At 59.8% G+C, this 14,925-nt stretch carries 16 protein-coding genes and 3 pseudogenes; 12 read left to right on the plus strand and 7 right to left on the minus strand.

The window, feature by feature from the left end; all coding sequences use genetic code 11:
* Positions 1-157 precede the first annotated feature (157 nt).
* The 5 genes from panB (at position 158) to ACIU1A_RS02550 (ending at position 3,825) form a co-directional block, all read left to right on the plus strand.
* On the plus strand, positions 158-994 hold the full coding sequence (gene panB, locus ACIU1A_RS02530; RefSeq protein WP_404926495.1) for a 3-methyl-2-oxobutanoate hydroxymethyltransferase: 837 nt from the start codon (positions 158-160) through the stop codon (positions 992-994).
* Positions 991-1,854 carry a pantoate--beta-alanine ligase gene (gene panC / locus ACIU1A_RS02535; protein WP_404926496.1) on the plus strand — a complete coding sequence of 288 codons (864 nt, stop codon included), beginning with the start codon at positions 991-993 and terminating at the stop codon, positions 1,852-1,854. The genes panB and panC overlap by 4 nt, the downstream gene beginning before the upstream one ends.
* A gap of 169 nt (positions 1,855-2,023) precedes the next feature.
* Positions 2,024-2,749 (plus strand): LuxR family transcriptional regulator, encoded by a 726-nt coding sequence (locus ACIU1A_RS02540; protein ID WP_404926497.1) that lies wholly within the window; start codon positions 2,024-2,026, stop codon positions 2,747-2,749.
* A gap of 94 nt (positions 2,750-2,843) precedes the next feature.
* Positions 2,844-3,473, plus strand: a complete 630-nt coding sequence (locus ACIU1A_RS02545) for an acyl-homoserine-lactone synthase (protein WP_404926498.1) — start codon at positions 2,844-2,846, stop codon at positions 3,471-3,473.
* A gap of 46 nt (positions 3,474-3,519) precedes the next feature.
* A complete protein-coding gene (locus ACIU1A_RS02550; protein ID WP_404926499.1) occupies positions 3,520-3,825 on the plus strand; it encodes a hypothetical protein in 306 nt (101 codons plus the stop codon).
* A 173-nt stretch (positions 3,826-3,998) separates the two neighbouring features.
* On the opposite strand, the pseudogene groEL reads toward ACIU1A_RS02550, so the two are convergent.
* Together groEL and ACIU1A_RS02560 are read right to left on the minus strand one after the other, a co-directional pair.
* Positions 3,999-4,239, minus strand: a pseudogene (gene groEL, locus ACIU1A_RS02555) (chaperonin GroEL); the annotation flags it as partial.
* A gap of 58 nt (positions 4,240-4,297) precedes the next feature.
* Positions 4,298-4,687, minus strand: a complete 390-nt coding sequence (locus ACIU1A_RS02560) for a hypothetical protein (RefSeq protein WP_404927829.1) — start codon at positions 4,685-4,687, stop codon at positions 4,298-4,300.
* 470 nt (positions 4,688-5,157) lie between these two features.
* On the opposite strand from ACIU1A_RS02560, the gene queC reads away from it, so the two are divergent.
* The 4 genes from queC (at position 5,158) to ACIU1A_RS02580 (ending at position 8,221) form a co-directional block, all read left to right on the plus strand.
* Positions 5,158-5,856 carry a 7-cyano-7-deazaguanine synthase QueC gene (queC, locus tag ACIU1A_RS02565; RefSeq protein ID WP_404926500.1) on the plus strand — a complete coding sequence of 233 codons (699 nt, stop codon included), beginning with the start codon at positions 5,158-5,160 and terminating at the stop codon, positions 5,854-5,856.
* A complete protein-coding gene (gene queD, locus ACIU1A_RS02570) occupies positions 5,856-6,212 on the plus strand; it encodes a 6-carboxytetrahydropterin synthase QueD (RefSeq protein ID WP_404926501.1) in 357 nt (118 codons plus the stop codon). Before queC ends, queD begins: the two co-directional genes overlap by 1 nt.
* Positions 6,209-6,943, plus strand: coding sequence for a 7-carboxy-7-deazaguanine synthase QueE (queE, locus tag ACIU1A_RS02575; RefSeq protein WP_404927830.1), 735 nt, complete (start codon positions 6,209-6,211; stop codon positions 6,941-6,943). The genes queD and queE overlap by 4 nt, the downstream gene beginning before the upstream one ends.
* A gap of 564 nt (positions 6,944-7,507) precedes the next feature.
* Positions 7,508-8,221: a DsbA family protein gene (locus ACIU1A_RS02580; RefSeq protein WP_404926502.1), complete on the plus strand. Its 714-nt coding sequence runs from the start codon at positions 7,508-7,510 to the stop codon at positions 8,219-8,221.
* Positions 8,222-8,553: 332 nt separating this feature from the next.
* Here the strand turns inward: ACIU1A_RS02580 and ACIU1A_RS02585 are convergent, their stop codons facing one another.
* From ACIU1A_RS02585 to ACIU1A_RS02600, 4 genes are all read right to left on the minus strand, one after another.
* Entirely contained in the window at positions 8,554-9,258 is a 705-nt protein-coding gene (locus ACIU1A_RS02585; RefSeq protein ID WP_404926503.1) for a M16 family metallopeptidase, read from the minus strand.
* A complete protein-coding gene (locus tag ACIU1A_RS02590) occupies positions 9,188-9,775 on the minus strand; it encodes a hypothetical protein (protein WP_404928097.1) in 588 nt (195 codons plus the stop codon). Before ACIU1A_RS02590 ends, ACIU1A_RS02585 begins: the two co-directional genes overlap by 71 nt.
* Positions 9,776-9,933: 158 nt before the next feature.
* Complete coding sequence (locus tag ACIU1A_RS02595) at positions 9,934-11,331, minus strand: M16 family metallopeptidase (RefSeq protein WP_404927831.1); 1,398 nt, start codon at positions 11,329-11,331, stop codon at positions 9,934-9,936.
* 14 nt (positions 11,332-11,345) lie between these two features.
* Positions 11,346-11,843 carry a S1/P1 nuclease gene (locus ACIU1A_RS02600; protein WP_404927832.1) on the minus strand — a complete coding sequence of 166 codons (498 nt, stop codon included), beginning with the start codon at positions 11,841-11,843 and terminating at the stop codon, positions 11,346-11,348.
* On the opposite strand from ACIU1A_RS02600, the gene ACIU1A_RS02605 reads away from it, so the two are divergent.
* Complete coding sequence (locus ACIU1A_RS02605) at positions 11,827-12,318, plus strand: hypothetical protein (protein ID WP_404928098.1); 492 nt, start codon at positions 11,827-11,829, stop codon at positions 12,316-12,318. The two genes, ACIU1A_RS02600 and ACIU1A_RS02605, sit on opposite strands and share 17 nt — an antisense overlap.
* A 253-nt stretch (positions 12,319-12,571) precedes the next feature.
* Here ACIU1A_RS02605 and ACIU1A_RS02610 read toward each other — a convergent pair.
* A pseudogene (locus ACIU1A_RS02610) lies at positions 12,572-12,757 on the minus strand (transposase); the annotation flags it as partial.
* Positions 12,758-13,461: 704 nt separating this feature from the next.
* On the opposite strand from ACIU1A_RS02610, the pseudogene ACIU1A_RS02615 reads away from it, so the two are divergent.
* A pseudogene (locus ACIU1A_RS02615) lies at positions 13,462-14,088 on the plus strand (type IV secretory system conjugative DNA transfer family protein).
* A 252-nt stretch (positions 14,089-14,340) separates the two neighbouring features.
* On the plus strand, positions 14,341-14,661 hold the full coding sequence (gene trxA / locus ACIU1A_RS02620; protein ID WP_404926504.1) for a thioredoxin: 321 nt from the start codon (positions 14,341-14,343) through the stop codon (positions 14,659-14,661).
* Positions 14,662-14,925: the final 264 nt, after the last annotated feature.

A 14,925-nucleotide genomic window follows, 5' to 3' on the forward strand; every position in this document is an offset into this window, starting at 1 on the left:
GGTCCCAAATCCAGGGTGATTGAATCGATTGAATTTAAACGCTGCTGCACAAACGTCAACACCGCACAGCTGGACGTCTTTTTTAGCTCTTCGCACTCGCACAAAAATATGCCAAACGCGACACCCGCGGCGGGTAACGCAAGGGAAGGATGCGTCGGTGAGCGCAACTGGTGAGACAAAGGCGTTGACACCGCCGGATATTCGAACGCGGAAAGGTCAGACTCCACTCGTCTGCCTGACGGCATACACCACGCCGATAGCCAGATTGGTTGATCCGCACTGCGACATCGTTCTCGTTGGCGACAGCGTTGGTATGGTACTGCACGGCCTCTCGTCGACGCTGGGCGTCACTCTCGACATGATGATCATGCACGGCCAGGCGGTCCGCCGCGGTCTGGTGCGATCATTGATGGTCGTAGACCTGCCATTCGGTTCCTATGAAGAGAGCCCCGAGCAGGCCTTCCGCAGCGCTGCGCGCCTGATGGCGCAGACCGGTTGTGCAGCTGTGAAGCTCGAAGGCGGTGAGAAAATGGCCGAGACCATTTGCTTCCTCGGCGCCCGCGGCGTCCCTGTCATGGCCCATGTCGGTTTAACGCCGCAGGCGGTCAATACTTTCGGTGGCTACCGCGTCCAGGGGCGGGGAGACGATGCCGAGCGCATCAGGCGCGATGCCAGTGCGGTTACGGAGGCCGGTGCCTTCTCTGTGGTGTTGGAGAAAGTGCCAGACCCCCTCGCAAAGCGCATCACTGCGGAGATCGCCGTCCCAACCATCGGGATCGGCGCCTCACTCGCCTGCGACGGCCAGATTCTGGTGAGTGACGATATGCTCGGGCTTTTCAGCTCCTTCCGGCCGAAATTCGTCAAGCGCTACGCCGAACTGGGCGAACAGGCCGATGCAGCGATTGCGGCTTATGCCGCTGACGTCAGGAGACGGTGCTTTCCGGCGGCGGAACATCTCTACACCAACGAGGCGAAGGCCGGAGACGTCATATGAGCGTGCCGATCGTTCGAACCGTTGCCGAGCTCCGCGCTGTTGCCGCGCGATGGCGTCGCTCAGGCGCCAGTATCGCCCTTGTGCCGACCATGGGGGCGTTGCATGAAGGTCATCTGAGTCTCGTGCGTGCCGCGCTTCAGAAGGCCGATCGGGTAGTCGTGACGCTGTTCGTCAACCCCATGCAATTCAACAGTACCGCCGACCTTGCGGCCTATCCTCGCACGGAAAACGAAGATGCTGCAAAGCTTGCGCCGCTCGGCGCTCATTTGCTCTATCTGCCGGATGCAGAAGAGATGTATCCGCCAGGTTTCGCCACAACCATTTCGGTATCCGGTATCAGCGAGGGCCTGTGCGGCGGCTTCCGGCCGGGCCATTTCGACGGCGTGGCGACGGTCGTTGCCAAGCTCTTCCTGCAGACCGGCGCTGACTTCGCCTGTTTCGGCGAAAAGGACTTTCAGCAGCTTCAGCTGGTTAGGCACGTGGTCCGGGACCTGGACATTCCAATCACCATCCTGGCCTGTCCGACAGTCCGCGAAGCCGATGGTCTTGCACTATCCTCGCGCAATCTTCGGCTCTCGCCAGCACAGCGCGCCATTGCCCCGACATTAGCAGCGGTCTTGCTCGGGGTGGCTGACCGCCTTTCGCGCGGCTCTCCTGTCCCGCCCACTCTTGCCGAAGCGCGCGCAGCGATTCTGGCTGCCGGCTATCGCAAAGTCGAATACCTGGAACTTCGCGGCGAGGCAGATCTGCAACCGCTGACGAGCCTTGACCGACCGGCACGCCTGCTTGTCGCGGCATGGCTCGGCGACATACGGCTCATCGACAACATAGGAATGTCACCGATTGGTGCAACATATTAGACGCTCACAGCGCTGAGCCGCCGCACAACAGCCTCATTAAGCACAGTAGCAGAGCGATACCGGCGATTATAGTGGCGAACCCGCATACGTTGCATCCATCGCCAATCATTTAGACCAAGGTCTACTCCTGGCAATCGAGCAACGGGCACGGAGGTTATGCAAAGCGCAGATGCATCGCGTGTTTGAAGATTTCCTCGAGCAACTCTCCGAAAGCGTCGATGCTGTCGATCTGTGTGAGGCAATGGCCTCTGCCGCGGCCGCATTCGACTTTCCGCTCTTCGCCTATTTCAGTTGCCCGTCGGCCTCCAGCCAGAAGCCGCGCCTGATTTCAAATTATCCTTCATCCTGGACATCACACTATATGCAAATGCGCTATCACAGCCTTGATCCGGTCATCCTGCGCGGGCTTCAAGGCTGGGACACCTTTGATTGGGGTGTGGATAAACCTCGGCAAGATCTGCCGGCCTCACAACAACAAATTCTAGAAAAAGCAGCTCGATTTGGCATTCGTTGCGGGTTGACCATGTCGATGCACGACCATCGCGGCCGCTTTGCTGCCCTGACCTTCGCTTCCGACCAGTCCCGTCCGCCTCTCTTGCGGTCACTGACACGTTATGAAAAAGCATTGCAGCTGGTCGCGATCAGCTTTCATATATATGCCCGGCGCAAGCTCGCTGAAGATTGCGTGGTGGACGGCGTTATCCTAACCCCCCGAGAATTCGAATGCTTGAAATGGGCGGCGGACGGCAAGTCGGCTTGGGATATCAGCCAGATTCTCAGCGTCTCGAAACGCACCGTGACCTTCCACCTGGAAAACGCCAAGGCAAAACTTGGCGTGCGAACCATCAACCAGGCCGTAGCGCGGCTGGCTGCTTCCCGTCATTCGAGATCCTAATTCCTTTCGTCGGATACCTGTAAAGGTCTACAGGCTGCATCAGTGTCGGCTTTGCTCTTCGATGGCGGGAACACATCCTGCACGGAGGCGACAAATGATGCAGCTAATTACACCTGAGCTTTACGATGAGTTTTCAAGCGAGCTCAACGAAATGTACGGACTGAGGCATCGGGTTTTCAAGGAAAGGCTGGAATGGGATGTTCAGACCGCAGAGGAAATGGAGACAGACGCATATGACTGGCTGAACCCCGTCTATCTCCTTCTCAAAGGATCCGACTGGCGCATTTGCGGTTGCGTCCGTTTTTTGCCGACAACGGGGCCGACAATGTTGCGCGACACCTTTCCGATGCTGCTGGGTGAGACCGCGGCGCCAGCGAGTACCCGCATTTGGGAGAGCAGTCGTTTCGCACTGGATCTGCCTGCATCAACACCCAAGGCTGGCGGGCTAGCCCAAGCAACCTACGAGCTCTTCGCGGGCATGATCGAATTCGGCTTGGCCAACGAACTCGATCGGATTGTGACAGTGACGGATACGCGCATGGAGCGGATCCTGCGTCTCGCAACGTGGCCGTTGGCCCGCATCGGGCAGCCGAAGGCGGTCGGCACCACGGAGGCGGTCGCCGGTTTTCTCGAGGTTTCCCACGCCAGCCTCACGCGCGTCCGCTGGAGGGGACGTTTGAACGGACCCGTGTTGTGGCAGCCGGTTCTCGGCCTGTCGGCATAGTGCTTGAGGATGCTCGGCCTGACCACTCCTCTGCCCGCGGGCGGCGATGGTGACTGCCGCGAACCTCAACGCCGTGGTCGCCCCCCATGAACCGGCCGAGAACGCATTGCAAATGCCGTCGCAATCGGTGGGGCTGGAGATGCGCCTCTGGTGGACGCCGGAGGGAGCCTTCCTCGCACGCCTGTCGAAAGCCGACATCTACGACCTGATGCGGGATGACGATGCCAGGGCGAAAGCTGTAGAACGCGCTTTTCAAACTTTGCCGGCATTCGCAGCGCAGCGGGATTTCTTCTCGGCGTGCAAGACGCCTTCAGGTTTCGGGGCGAAAAGCTTGGCAATCGCCGTCCAGTAGGTACGGACCGCCATCTAAGGTCGGGGCGGCGATGCCACAAGCTTTTTGCGGCCCCCGTCGCGCACGACAAAAGACGGGTGTGGACATCTCAATAAGCTCCCGACAGGCTAGACGCCCGTGCGGTTATGAGGGCAGTGCCGGTCCAGCCGACACCTGGCATGTGTGCTGAACTTTATCGCGTGCTCCGCCAAGTCGACCTGATGCCGGTGACCGAAGTCCGGTGCCTTGACGGCGGCGATCTTCATTCCACCGCGCAGCTTGTTGACGACCAGTGTGGCCAGGGCTTCCTTGACGTCTGCCGAGATGATGAGCAGCGGCTTGGAGGTTTGCACGACGGCTTCGAGACCGGCAGCATGGCCTGCAGGTTGGAGAGCTTCTTCTCGTGGAGATGTAGGCGTCCTCGAGATCGGCAACCCCTCTGGCAGGCTGCGCGATCGGGCGGATGCACGATCACACATCTATCACCGTCATGCTAGCCGCCAAGCATATGACCGGCATTTCGTAAGGCGCCGAGGAAGAGACCGGCATGGACGGTAACATCGATCTTGGCCTGCATTGCCAGGGGCATGCTGGTCCAGTTCTCCAACTGCGCCATCAGATCTGAGAACGTGCTGTTCACCATGCAATGGTGGGTAACAAGGCCTTGTCTGTCCAACGCCACCACGCCAGTCCGTTCGCCTCGATACCGGATGGCTGCGACCCTCTGCACCTGCGCGTCACCGTACACCCGCACGTCGAAAACCAAGGTAGCTTGGCTCCTCGCCGCTATCTCCGCGGCTCTTTCGTTGAAGCTCAGCGAGAGGGAGCGGACGCTTTCGACTGCCATCTGGAAAATCGCCCAATCCAGTTCATCCGAGGCCATGGCGGCAATAGCGCGCAACGGAGGTGTGATTGCAACGACGCAGACGGCTTGTTCACAGATGTCGGCTGACGACCAATCCTTGGCGGGTTCTGCCGCCCGACCGCGATGTCCGGTCGGGTTTGATGCTGAAGCGAGGGCAAGCCCACCGTCGCTAAACCTGGACCTGTGCACTCGCGTCCACTCCTTTCCGCTTCGCCTTGCAAAGCACAGCACGTGGCCTCTGCAGCCATGAAGTCGGCGGCTTCTTGCCCAGCCATGTCGCGAGGACGCGTCGCATTTGGGCTCCTGAGCATGTGCCCGGGGTGAACATCCACCAACGAGGCTCAGTCCGCCTTTCGCGACCCTGCCGCATCCCGGCGCGCCAGCGCAATCAGACTCCCGCAGGGTTCACAAAGTTGGCTGGCTGGGGTAGGGGGAGCGCAGAGAAATCTCCGGTCGCAGCCTTACCCGGTCAAAACAAGGATACCACGATGAAGACTCTCGTCATCTGCTCCGGCGGATTGGACTCCGTTTCCCTTGCCCACAAAGTGGCGTCGGAGCACGAACTCACCGGGCTGCTGTCCTTCGACTACGGCCAGCGACACAGGAAAGAATTGAGGTTCGCCGCTCTGTGCGCGGAGCGACTGAACGTTGCGCATCAGATCATCGACATCCGCCAAATCGGCCGCAGCCTTCGCGGCTCGGCGCTGACCGACAGTGTCGACGTGCCGGACGGCCACTACGCCGAGAAAACCATGAAGATCACGGTGGTGCCGAACCGGAACGCCATCATGCTGGCAATCGCGTTTGGTCTCGCCGCCGCGCACAAAGCCGAAGCGGTGGCGATGGCCGCTCATGGCGGGGACCATTTCATCTATCCAGACTGCCGTCCCGCCTTCATCGAAGCTTTCCAGACGATGCAGGACCGAGCGCTCGACGGCGACGCGCAGATCCGCCTTTACACGCCCTATGTGAACCTCACAAAGGCGGACATCGTCGGCGATGGATCAGGATACGGAACCCCATTTGCGCAGACCTGGTCCTGCTACAAGGGCGGCGAGCGTCACTGCGGGCGGTGCGGGACCTGCGTCGAGCGACGCGAGGCGTTTCATCTCGCGCAGCACGCCGATCCGACCGAGTATGAGGACACCGATTTCTGGCTTGAGGCGCTGCGGAGGCGGAGCGCCTGATGTTCCGCATCACCAAGGAATTCCACTTCTCGGCCTCGCATCAGCTCACCTCCTTGCCACCCGAACATCAGTGCGCGCGGCTGCACGGGCATAACTACATCGTCGAAGTGGAGCTTTCGGCCACGGAGCTGAACGCGCACGGCTTCGTGCGCGACTATCACGATCTGGCGCCGCTCAAACGCTATATCGACGAGAGCTTGGACCACCGGCACCTCAACGACGCGTTGGCACATGAGCAGGTCACGGCGGAATACTTGGCCAGGCATTTCTATGAATGGTGCAAGGCACGGCTGCCGGAAACCGCGGCCGTGAGGGTGAGCGAAACCCCGAAAACCTGGGCGGAGTACCGGCCGTGACGGACACGCGGTCCGCAATCCGGGTGAGCGAGATATTTGGACCTACCATCCAGGGCGAGGGCGTGCTCATCGGGTTGCCGACCGTCTTCATCAGAACCGGCGGCTGTGACTATCGCTGTTCCTGGTGCGACAGCCTCCATGCGGTGGACAACCAATTCCGCCATGAATGGCAGATGATGCCGGTCGATGCGGTGTGGCAAAGCGTGGTTGCGCTTTCCAGCGGCCGGCCAGTGATGGTGTCGCTGTCAGGCGGCAATCCGGCCATTCAGCCTTTCGGCGGGCTGATCGAGCGAGGCCATGGCGAAGGGTACCGTTTTGCGCTGGAAACCCAAGGTTCGGTGGTCAAGGACTGGTTTGCGCAGCTTGATGTGCTGGTTCTCAGCCCAAAGCCTCCGTCGAGCGAAATGCGGCCCGACTGGGCCGCCTTGGAGGCGTGCATCGAAGCGGCGCGGGAGAAGCCCCAAGTCGTGCTCAAGCTCGTTGTTTTCGACGAGAGTGACTATGCCTTCGCCAAAGACGCCGCGGCGCGATTTCCACATCTCCCGGTCTATCTGCAACCTGGCAATCACACGCCACCGCGCCCTGGCGACGAAGACGCACCTGTCGACTTTGACGGAATCATGAGACGCATGGAGTGGTTGATCGAAAAGGTGACGCGAGACGGGTGGTTCGAAGCTCGCGTGTTGCCGCAGCTGCACGTTCTGCTCTGGGGCAACAGGAGGGCCGTTTAGGTCCCGCTTGCCGGTGCGGTAACTGCACTCGGATCTTCGGCCAGAAATACTCGCCCGCATGTGACAGCGCTGCGGGATAGACGGGGGCTCAAGGCCGGAGATGAACGAGGCGCTTGCAAAGCGAGCGCACGCGGAGGAGCTCGGCTAATCCGTCCGCCTTTGTGACCGCGCGGTTTTGAAACTGCACAGAACCATTTTCTGCAAAGTGCCCAAAACAGGGATCGCCAACAAGTCCCCTCGCAAATGGCTTGAATGGTTCCCGACCCTATGTCGCACAACGGCCACCGATTCCCCCGTTTTATGGTGCGCCGGACATGTCGCGCGTCGCCCCACGGTGTTCGAGGTCCAATGCGCGAGCCAAACAGCGATCTCCGATGCCCGAGCCGGCCTTTTTCGGAGCGCAGCACTGCGTGAGCTCCTGCGCGACAACGCGCCGCCGCTTGGCACGCGACTTGCGGCATCGGGATGCAGCGCTTGACCGGAGCGCCGCGACGGAAGCGCAGCAAGGCGCCGGGAGTGCCGGTAGGGCGAGCTGCCGTTCATTTTTGATGGGAGCCTCACCCAATGTCCAAGCTAAATGCCGCCTTTGTTACGGTGATCGCTCTCTTGGCCCTCGCTTTGTTCGCGCTGGGAGCGCTGAAACAACATCTGGATACGGCCAAGAACCTGCAACGTCTGGAAGACCAGCGCCTGATAGCGGCTGACTTGCGCATCCGCATTCCGCAGCGGCGCGACGCCCTCCTCAACGACCAAGCCTCGCCGAGCGCGGGCAATCCGTTTGGCGATATCGCTATGGTCTCGTTCTTCGACTACAACTGCGGCTTTTGCCGGGCGGCAGCCCTCGATCTCCAGCAAGCCCTCACGGATGATCCCAATGTGAAGCTTGTGTTCAAGGACTTCCCAGTCCTGGGGCCAGCTTCCAGGTTCGCCGCGCGCGCAGCGCTCGCCTCGCACAAACAGGGGAAGTATGAGGCGTTCCACCTCGCCCTGATGGCTTTCCCCGGCCCCGTAAACGAGCGCAGCACCTTGACCGTTGCAGAGCGTGTGGGCCTCGATCTCGAGCAACTGAAGCGGGACATGCAAGACCCGGCCATCACAGATACCATCACACGCAATTCCGCACTCGCCAAGGATCTGTATATCTACGGCACACCCGCGTTGGTGATCGGCAACGAAGTGATCCCAGGGCAAGTCGGCATTGCCACACTGCAACGCGCCATCGCTGAAGCGCGCGCGAAGGCAAAGGTATCATCGACAGCTGCGAAGTTGGCGTTTTGACGTACTGTCGGCAATGCCGCGGTCGCAGGATCGTTTGTCGGAGTGGTTTTTTGATGTGCTCCTGAGGGCCGTCTTGGTGGTTGGCTTCTTGACCGCATCGTGACGCCGGCGGGCGCGACGCCGAGGCTGCCGTCTCCCGCTGTGCAGCTATTTTAAACCAACATTCGCGGCGGCCGCGATCCCGCTTCCGAACGCCCTCTCCTTGGGCGGCAGGGGGCGCCGAGAGGGCTTGTACCTTCGTGCCTGAGATCGTGGAAATGCTTCGATTTTCAAGTCGCGGCAGGCTCGTCGCCTCGTAGGAATGTCCGTAGCGACTTGTAGAGCGAGATTATTCAGGGGCCACCAGCAAGCCCCGGGCCAATGCCCAAAATGGCGGGCTCGGCCGAAAGCAGCTTCTTAGCCGCCGCCCTGACCTGGTCGATCGTCACTTGTTGGATGAGGGCCGGGCGGCGCTGAACGCAATCTATGCCGAGTTTGTCAAGCTGCAACGCGAGAAGCGTGGCTGAAATGGATCTGGACGATCCCAGATTCTGGATAGCGTAGGCGCCGATCAGATGCTTCTTGCTCGCATCGAGCTCGGCCGCTGTTGGGCCTGTGTCCACCAAATCCTTGATTACCTGTCTTATCAGGTCGAGCGTCTCGGTCGCCCTGTCGGCGCGCGTCGACGTGGCCACGACAAGCGTGTTGGAATGCTGGTGGCTTTCCAAGCGAGAGGAGACACCGTAGGCAAGGCCACGCTTTTCGCGCACTTCCCGGAACAGCCGTGAGGTAAATGGCGCACCCAGTATATCGTTTATCAGCTGCACGGCATAGAATTCCGGGTCGCTGCGTCCGATGCCGGGAAAAGCCAGCTGGAGCGAAGTCTGGGGCAGGGCGTGTGCGACCAAGGTCAACCGGCCGAGCTTCGGGGTGACATCAGGTACCGGCGCAAGCGTCTGTTTCGGGGGCAAATCGCCGAACAACTCGTCAAGCCTTGCGCTCAGGGACTTGGCATCTATGTCGCCCACGACCGCGACGTGCAGCCCACCGAGGGCCAAAGCGGCCTTGTGGAAGGCGCTTAGATCGGTGGGCGTTATGCGGGCCAGGCTTTCCTTGGTGCCCGCGGGCGGCCTCGAATATGGGTGCGTGCCGTAGATCCTGCGCCGCCAGGCATCCTCGCCGATCGCGTGAGGTTCGCGCTCGTTGGCGATGATGCCGGAGAGAAGCTGAGCGCGGTCCCAAGGGTCCCTGATCGAAGCGGGGCCTGTTCAACGCGAGCCTGATAAGATCGAAAGCGGCGTCCCGGTGCAGGGAAAGCATGCGCACTGAGCCATAGATGCCATCACGCCGCGCTTGGAAGCTCATCTCAGCGCCGGCATCGTCGAGCCGCACCTGAAAGGAGTCGCCGCCGTCATCGCCTGCGCCTTCGTCGAACAAGCCGGTCATCAGATTGGCAAGCCCCTCCTTACCGGCCGGGTCTTGGCTGGTGCCGCCGTCGAACACGAACTGGAGCGTGATGATCGGCAGCGTGTGGTCTTCCAGCAGCCAGGCGGTGATCCCCTTTTCAGATTTCACCTCCTGGATGTTCAGGGCAGCCCGAGCGGTAAGGCCGGGACGACGAGGAACAAAATAGCAAGGCGAAGCACAGCCAGCGAGGAGGCGAGCGCCAGCCCTGTCCAAAAGGAGAGGGCAATGCTTGTGCAATGGCGCTGCGGAGTTGGTTTGCCATCGGGTCAATCGTCCTTGGGCAGGATAGTGGTCGAATGGTCGAGGTTGAGATAGCGCGTGGCCACGTCCCTGACTTCGTCGGCGGTGACCTTGCGGATGCGGTCCGGCCATTCCTCGACATCCCTGACGCTGCCGCCGGTGGCGAGCGTCGCGCCGTAGATGTTGGCCATCGAATCCTGCTTGCCGCGGGCGAAGCTCATCGAGCGGACGAAACGATCCTTGGCCTTCTCCAGCTCGCCTGATGAGACGCCGTCCTTGGCGATGCGGGCGACCTCGACCTCGACCGCTGCCTGGACATCGGCCAGTTTGGCGTCGCCGCGCGGCACGCCATAGACGGTGAAATTGGTGGCGTCGAGCACGGTGCCCTGGAAATCAGCGCCGGCCTCGGCGGCAATGCCCTGCTTGACAACGAGCTCCTGGTACAGCCGGCTGCGGCTGCCGCCGCCGAGGATCTCCGCCAGCAGGGCCAGCGCTTCCGCTTCGCCCGGCTTGGCAGTGTGATAGGAGGGAACCACCCATAGCATCGAAAAGTTTGGCACGCTGACACGCGCGTCAGCGAGCGTCACCGTGCGCCTGGTGTTCTGTTCAGGTCCGACCGGACGGGTGCGCGGCGGCAGGTCTGGACCACGCGCAATCTTGCTATAGGTCTTTTCGGCCAGCGTCTTGACCACCTGAGGCTCAACATCGCCGGCGACCACCAGAACGGCGTTGTTGGGCGTGTAATACTTGTCGTAGAAGGCCTTGGCGTCGGCGCGGTTCAACTTCTCCATCTCGTGCATCCAGCCGATCACCGGAATGCGATGGGGCTGGTTCGGCTCGAGCGTCGCATCGACCTTATGGCCGAGCAATGCCTGCGGGTCGCTGTCGATGCGCGAACGGCGGTCCTCGAGGATCACGTCGCGCTCGGTGGCGATGACATCGTCGGTCAAGACGAGGTTGCGCATACGATCGGCCTCGAAATCCATCACCTGCTCGAGCGCCTGCGGCACCACCGTCTCGTAAAAAGCAGTGTAGTCATGAGAGGTGAAAGCGCTGTTGGAACCGCCGATGGCGGAGACGGCGCGGTCGAACGCGCCGGCCGCATGGTTGGTCGTCGCCTTAAACATCAGATGCTCGATTAAATAGGCGATGCCGGACTTGCCCGGCGGCTCATCCGCGCTGCCGATCTTGTACCACACCATATGAGTGACGATCGGCGCCCGGTGATCGGGGATGACGACGACCTCCATGCCGTTGTCGAGCAGGAAATTCGCTGCCTTGATGTCATCGGTGGCCGCCAGAACCGGAGCGGCGGTGATCACAAACGACAGCGCGGTCGCAAAAAGTGTCCCGCGCAGCCAGCCAGACCGAAGATTTATCGATGGCTTCGGCTTTGAATGCGTCGTGGAAAAGTGGAGCGGCATTTTTTGGTGGGGGATCATGGGACGACTTTCCTGGCTTCGTATGTGTTTGCGCACCACGCACGCACCGTGCCAAATGAGAAAACCGTTTCGGCAATGGGATTAATCGGACTCTGTGTGTTGCGTATCCGACATTGTCGGACATTTGACACCACCGAGTGGGAAGCGCTTGCCGTTAAAATGGCCGCTATGTCATGAAGAGGCGGTCTTGTCGTCAGCGTGGCGTCCCAAGCTGAGTGCAGGTTCGTGTTGAACGGCAGGGGTCCGTTCACCCCTTCCTGGGTTGTTACCGTGACATCGATGCCGTTTCCGCCGCGTTCGGCCTTGATCGCGTGCACTGATTGGTGGAGATCTCCGACGAGGTGAACCAGGAACTTCAGCGCCCGCTCCCGCTGTTCCATCCTGCAGTGGCACAGCTGTCGGGCGCGAGTTCCCGGTCGATCGCTGCGATGATGCAATGACCCAGCGCCGGGTCGGGCGTTTTCGCCCGAGGACCTGATGGGGGTCGAACTCATCCTGCAGGGCAAGGACGGGCCGATCGCAAAGGCTTTCACCGGGCGCGCACGCGCGCGGAAGGAGAAACTCAGGGCGTCCGGCAAAGATGCCGCAATCGCCGTGCCGGAGGGCTGTCCCACCACTATCGCCTGTGTTTCTGGCTTTCTGGTGAATATGCGGCAGGGACGTTTACAACTGGTGACGCCGGTACCCGGGAGCGAACGCTGGCCTCTCGGGTACCGAATCGTGGCTCAACGTTTCTTCAGCACGCCCGACGAGTTCCGGGAGGGTCTGGATAGCATCATCGACGAGAATATGCTCGAAAGCCCACCTCCCAACCGGCCAATTCGCTTCCGCGGAGACCTGCAATACGAGGTGGGGGACCACTGCTTCCATCTCCGCTCACGCAACATTGAGCATCGAGTGTTCGACGGGGAGGTTCCGATTCCATGGCCATCTAAATCGCGAGCGGGAACTGTACATCCTGGGAGCTGATCACGGGGGTCACGGATGGAGCGAGCGTCCTTGCCGTCGCCGATCTGCTCGATCTGGGGTGATCGAAGAGGACCTCGATGACGTCTCGCTTGGCAGAACATGCACACTAACAAGGTCGGCGTCGCCTTGGCGGCCAAGGTCGATCGGCGCGCCGTAAGCCCCCTGTGCAAAAAAGCGGGTTGTGAGCCCGGACCATTCATCTGGGAACGGCACGAGCGGATCTCAGCATGGCCTGACCGCAACAGCGCAGGGGCGGGTCATACATTTTTGAAGCGGCTCGGAAGGCGGCCGCGTCGAGCATCTGCACGGCCAGAAGCTTCCTCAGCTTCGCGTTCTCCTCTTCCAAGTCCCCTCAGCCACTTCGCCTCGGAACGTCCATGACGCCCAAATTTGGCCTTCCAATTGTAGCTTCGGAGATCCCATGCTTGCGAGCCAGGTCCAGCATGTCCGATCTATCTACATTACGTATGTAACCCGTTTCTACGTTGACGCTTCAGAATTTTGGATATTCACTAAAGCACACGCTCCAATAGGTGTTGAACGAAGGAATATTAGCCGATCGGAAGATTTACATCATCTCACTCGGAGCTCTGTCAAAGTGGAAACAACGTTCGTCTATCACTTGAACTGAATGCGCTTGGAATATTAGTGAAGACGACTATGAACGGGATGAAAATCCGTTTCTGTATCTGGGACTTTGTGAACGCCGGTTTATAGGTGGCTAAGATATGTTAAGTTCAAAGATGAAAACCGAAAAGTTCCAGGTTTATTTGAAGGATCGCTTAATGGCCGATGATGATCTGTCCGACGTCGAGATTCCGGAGATTTCTGCTGACGAAGTCGATGTTGCCGCTAGACGATCATCAGCGCTTCGACTCAACGCAAATCGACGCTCCGGCGCCGGCAGGCTTCCTTCGAACGACGACCCTTTGATTGCGGTCAAGGATACCACGCTTAGTCGTATCAAGAACATCAACGTAGTGTCGTTGGATTTGAAAGGCGCATTCACGTCACTTGCTCAAACTCTGCAGAGGGCTGATCAAGAAAGGGATAAGGATAAAGCGCGGGGATCTCGCTCAACCATGAGATCTTTGAGGCCGTGTTCTACTCCACGGGTTCAAGCATCTCGGCAGGCCGGAGTTAGTGGAGACGGCCGTCACCATAGTCGCGGGCTACCGGGGCCGGTTCATGTTTGTGGTGCAGAGCCTCTCGGCTCTAACCGGTCTGTACGAGTAGTCGAGGAGAGAGAACTTTCCTCAGGAGCACCGGGATCCAGGTCTTCATGGCGACCTCCGATGACGACACGCCATCTATTTCCACGGCAATCGGCGACGACACTTTCGGTGCCAAATCGACGCATTCACGCTGAGCCGAATGTTCGAGACCAACATCCAGCTCTCGGATCAGGGAGCCAACCTGATGCGGCCTGAGCAGGTCCGCCGGATCAATGAGAACAGCGAGATCGTCCTCATCAAGGGACTGCCACCGCTGCGAATGTCTAAAGTGAATTACTATTCACACCGCGTATTAAGACGGATCTGCGAAGCCAGACCGGCCGACTGCCGGAGTCAAAGGCGATTGCTCAGCAAATCGCCGCATCCGCTACGCCATTGCACTGCAAGCAGAAGGGCAAGAGGTCGAGGGCACAAGCAGCGGCGGGTATTTTGCCGCTATGAAGCAGAGACCTTCCCACAGGATCCCATCGCTCTCGGGTCGCGGCGAAAAATGTCTCGATCTTACCGATCAGGATCAGTGCCGGGTCCAACATGAGGCCGGAACTTCAGCTCCGGTAGAGGAACCGCAAACTGAACCGGCCGATGAGAAGGCAGTAAATCAACGGCGCGAGCGCGAGGGTCGAAGATCATATGTTCCAGGGCGCAAAAGCCAGAACCTGTGCTGAAGCCCGAAGAAAGCGAGGCCGTGGCGCTCCCTGGGTGCCAAAGAGCGACTGGTTGATAAATTGAGAATTCTGCACAGCACCGTCACATTTGGTTCACATCTTCTTCGGTCAAAGGAGCAGCCATGGGTACCGTGAAAGTCGATATCGATAACTTCGAGTCGGAAGTTCTGGAATCCGCAGCACCCGTCGTCGTCGATTTCTGGGCCGAATGGTGCGATCCCTGTAAGATGATGGCTCCGAGCCTCGAGGAAATCTCCGTCGAGATGGAAGGCAAGATCAAGGTCGCCAAGCTCAACATCGATGAAAACCCAGAACTCGCCGCCCAGTTGGGCGTGCGCTCCATTCCGACGCTTGCGATCTTCAAGGGCGGCGAAGTGGCCGATTTCTCGGTCGGCGCCAAACCGAAGGCAGCTCTTTTGAACTGGATTTCGAACGCTGCCTGATCGATATCGCTGAATCTGTACCGCAATGAAAAACCGTAGATTCGGCCCGCAAAGCGGTAGGGTCGATAGTGATTTATGGAGGTTTTGTACAGGGTTCCCCCGTTTGAGCTTCAGCCTGATGTCGGAGCGATCAAGTGGCGAAGAAGCTTTTCATTGCGGCGTTGTCGAGGGAGTTGCCGTTGCGTGAATGCTGCGGCTTTCAAGCATGCCGTTGCAGGGTCGCGTGACCGCACTCAAACCAATGATCTGTTGTTGACAGGCTTA

This window comes from Mesorhizobium maamorense (assembly GCF_044998965.1).
Classification (GTDB): domain Bacteria; phylum Pseudomonadota; class Alphaproteobacteria; order Rhizobiales; family Rhizobiaceae; genus Mesorhizobium.

Excerpts from the sequence above, each read along its gene's own strand:
- panC (WP_404926496.1), top strand. The coding sequence starts at position 991 with ATGAGCGTGCCGATCGTTCGAACCGTTGCCGAGCTCCGCGCTGTTGCC.
- ACIU1A_RS02540 (WP_404926497.1), top strand. The coding sequence starts at position 2,024 with ATGCATCGCGTGTTTGAAGATTTCCTCGAGCAACTCTCCGAAAGCGTC.
- ACIU1A_RS02545 (WP_404926498.1), top strand. The coding sequence starts at position 2,844 with ATGATGCAGCTAATTACACCTGAGCTTTACGATGAGTTTTCAAGCGAG.
- ACIU1A_RS02550 (WP_404926499.1), top strand. The coding sequence starts at position 3,520 with ATGGTGACTGCCGCGAACCTCAACGCCGTGGTCGCCCCCCATGAACCG.
- ACIU1A_RS02560 (WP_404927829.1), bottom strand. The coding sequence starts at position 4,687 with ATGGCCTCGGATGAACTGGATTGGGCGATTTTCCAGATGGCAGTCGAA.
- queC (WP_404926500.1), top strand. The coding sequence starts at position 5,158 with ATGAAGACTCTCGTCATCTGCTCCGGCGGATTGGACTCCGTTTCCCTT.
- queD (WP_404926501.1), top strand. The coding sequence starts at position 5,856 with ATGTTCCGCATCACCAAGGAATTCCACTTCTCGGCCTCGCATCAGCTC.
- ACIU1A_RS02580 (WP_404926502.1), top strand. The coding sequence starts at position 7,508 with ATGTCCAAGCTAAATGCCGCCTTTGTTACGGTGATCGCTCTCTTGGCC.
- ACIU1A_RS02595 (WP_404927831.1), bottom strand. The coding sequence starts at position 11,331 with ATGCCGCTCCACTTTTCCACGACGCATTCAAAGCCGAAGCCATCGATA.
- ACIU1A_RS02605 (WP_404928098.1), top strand. The coding sequence starts at position 11,827 with ATGGGGGTCGAACTCATCCTGCAGGGCAAGGACGGGCCGATCGCAAAG.
- ACIU1A_RS02600 (WP_404927832.1), bottom strand. The coding sequence starts at position 11,843 with ATGAGTTCGACCCCCATCAGGTCCTCGGGCGAAAACGCCCGACCCGGC.
- trxA (WP_404926504.1), top strand. The coding sequence starts at position 14,341 with ATGGGTACCGTGAAAGTCGATATCGATAACTTCGAGTCGGAAGTTCTG.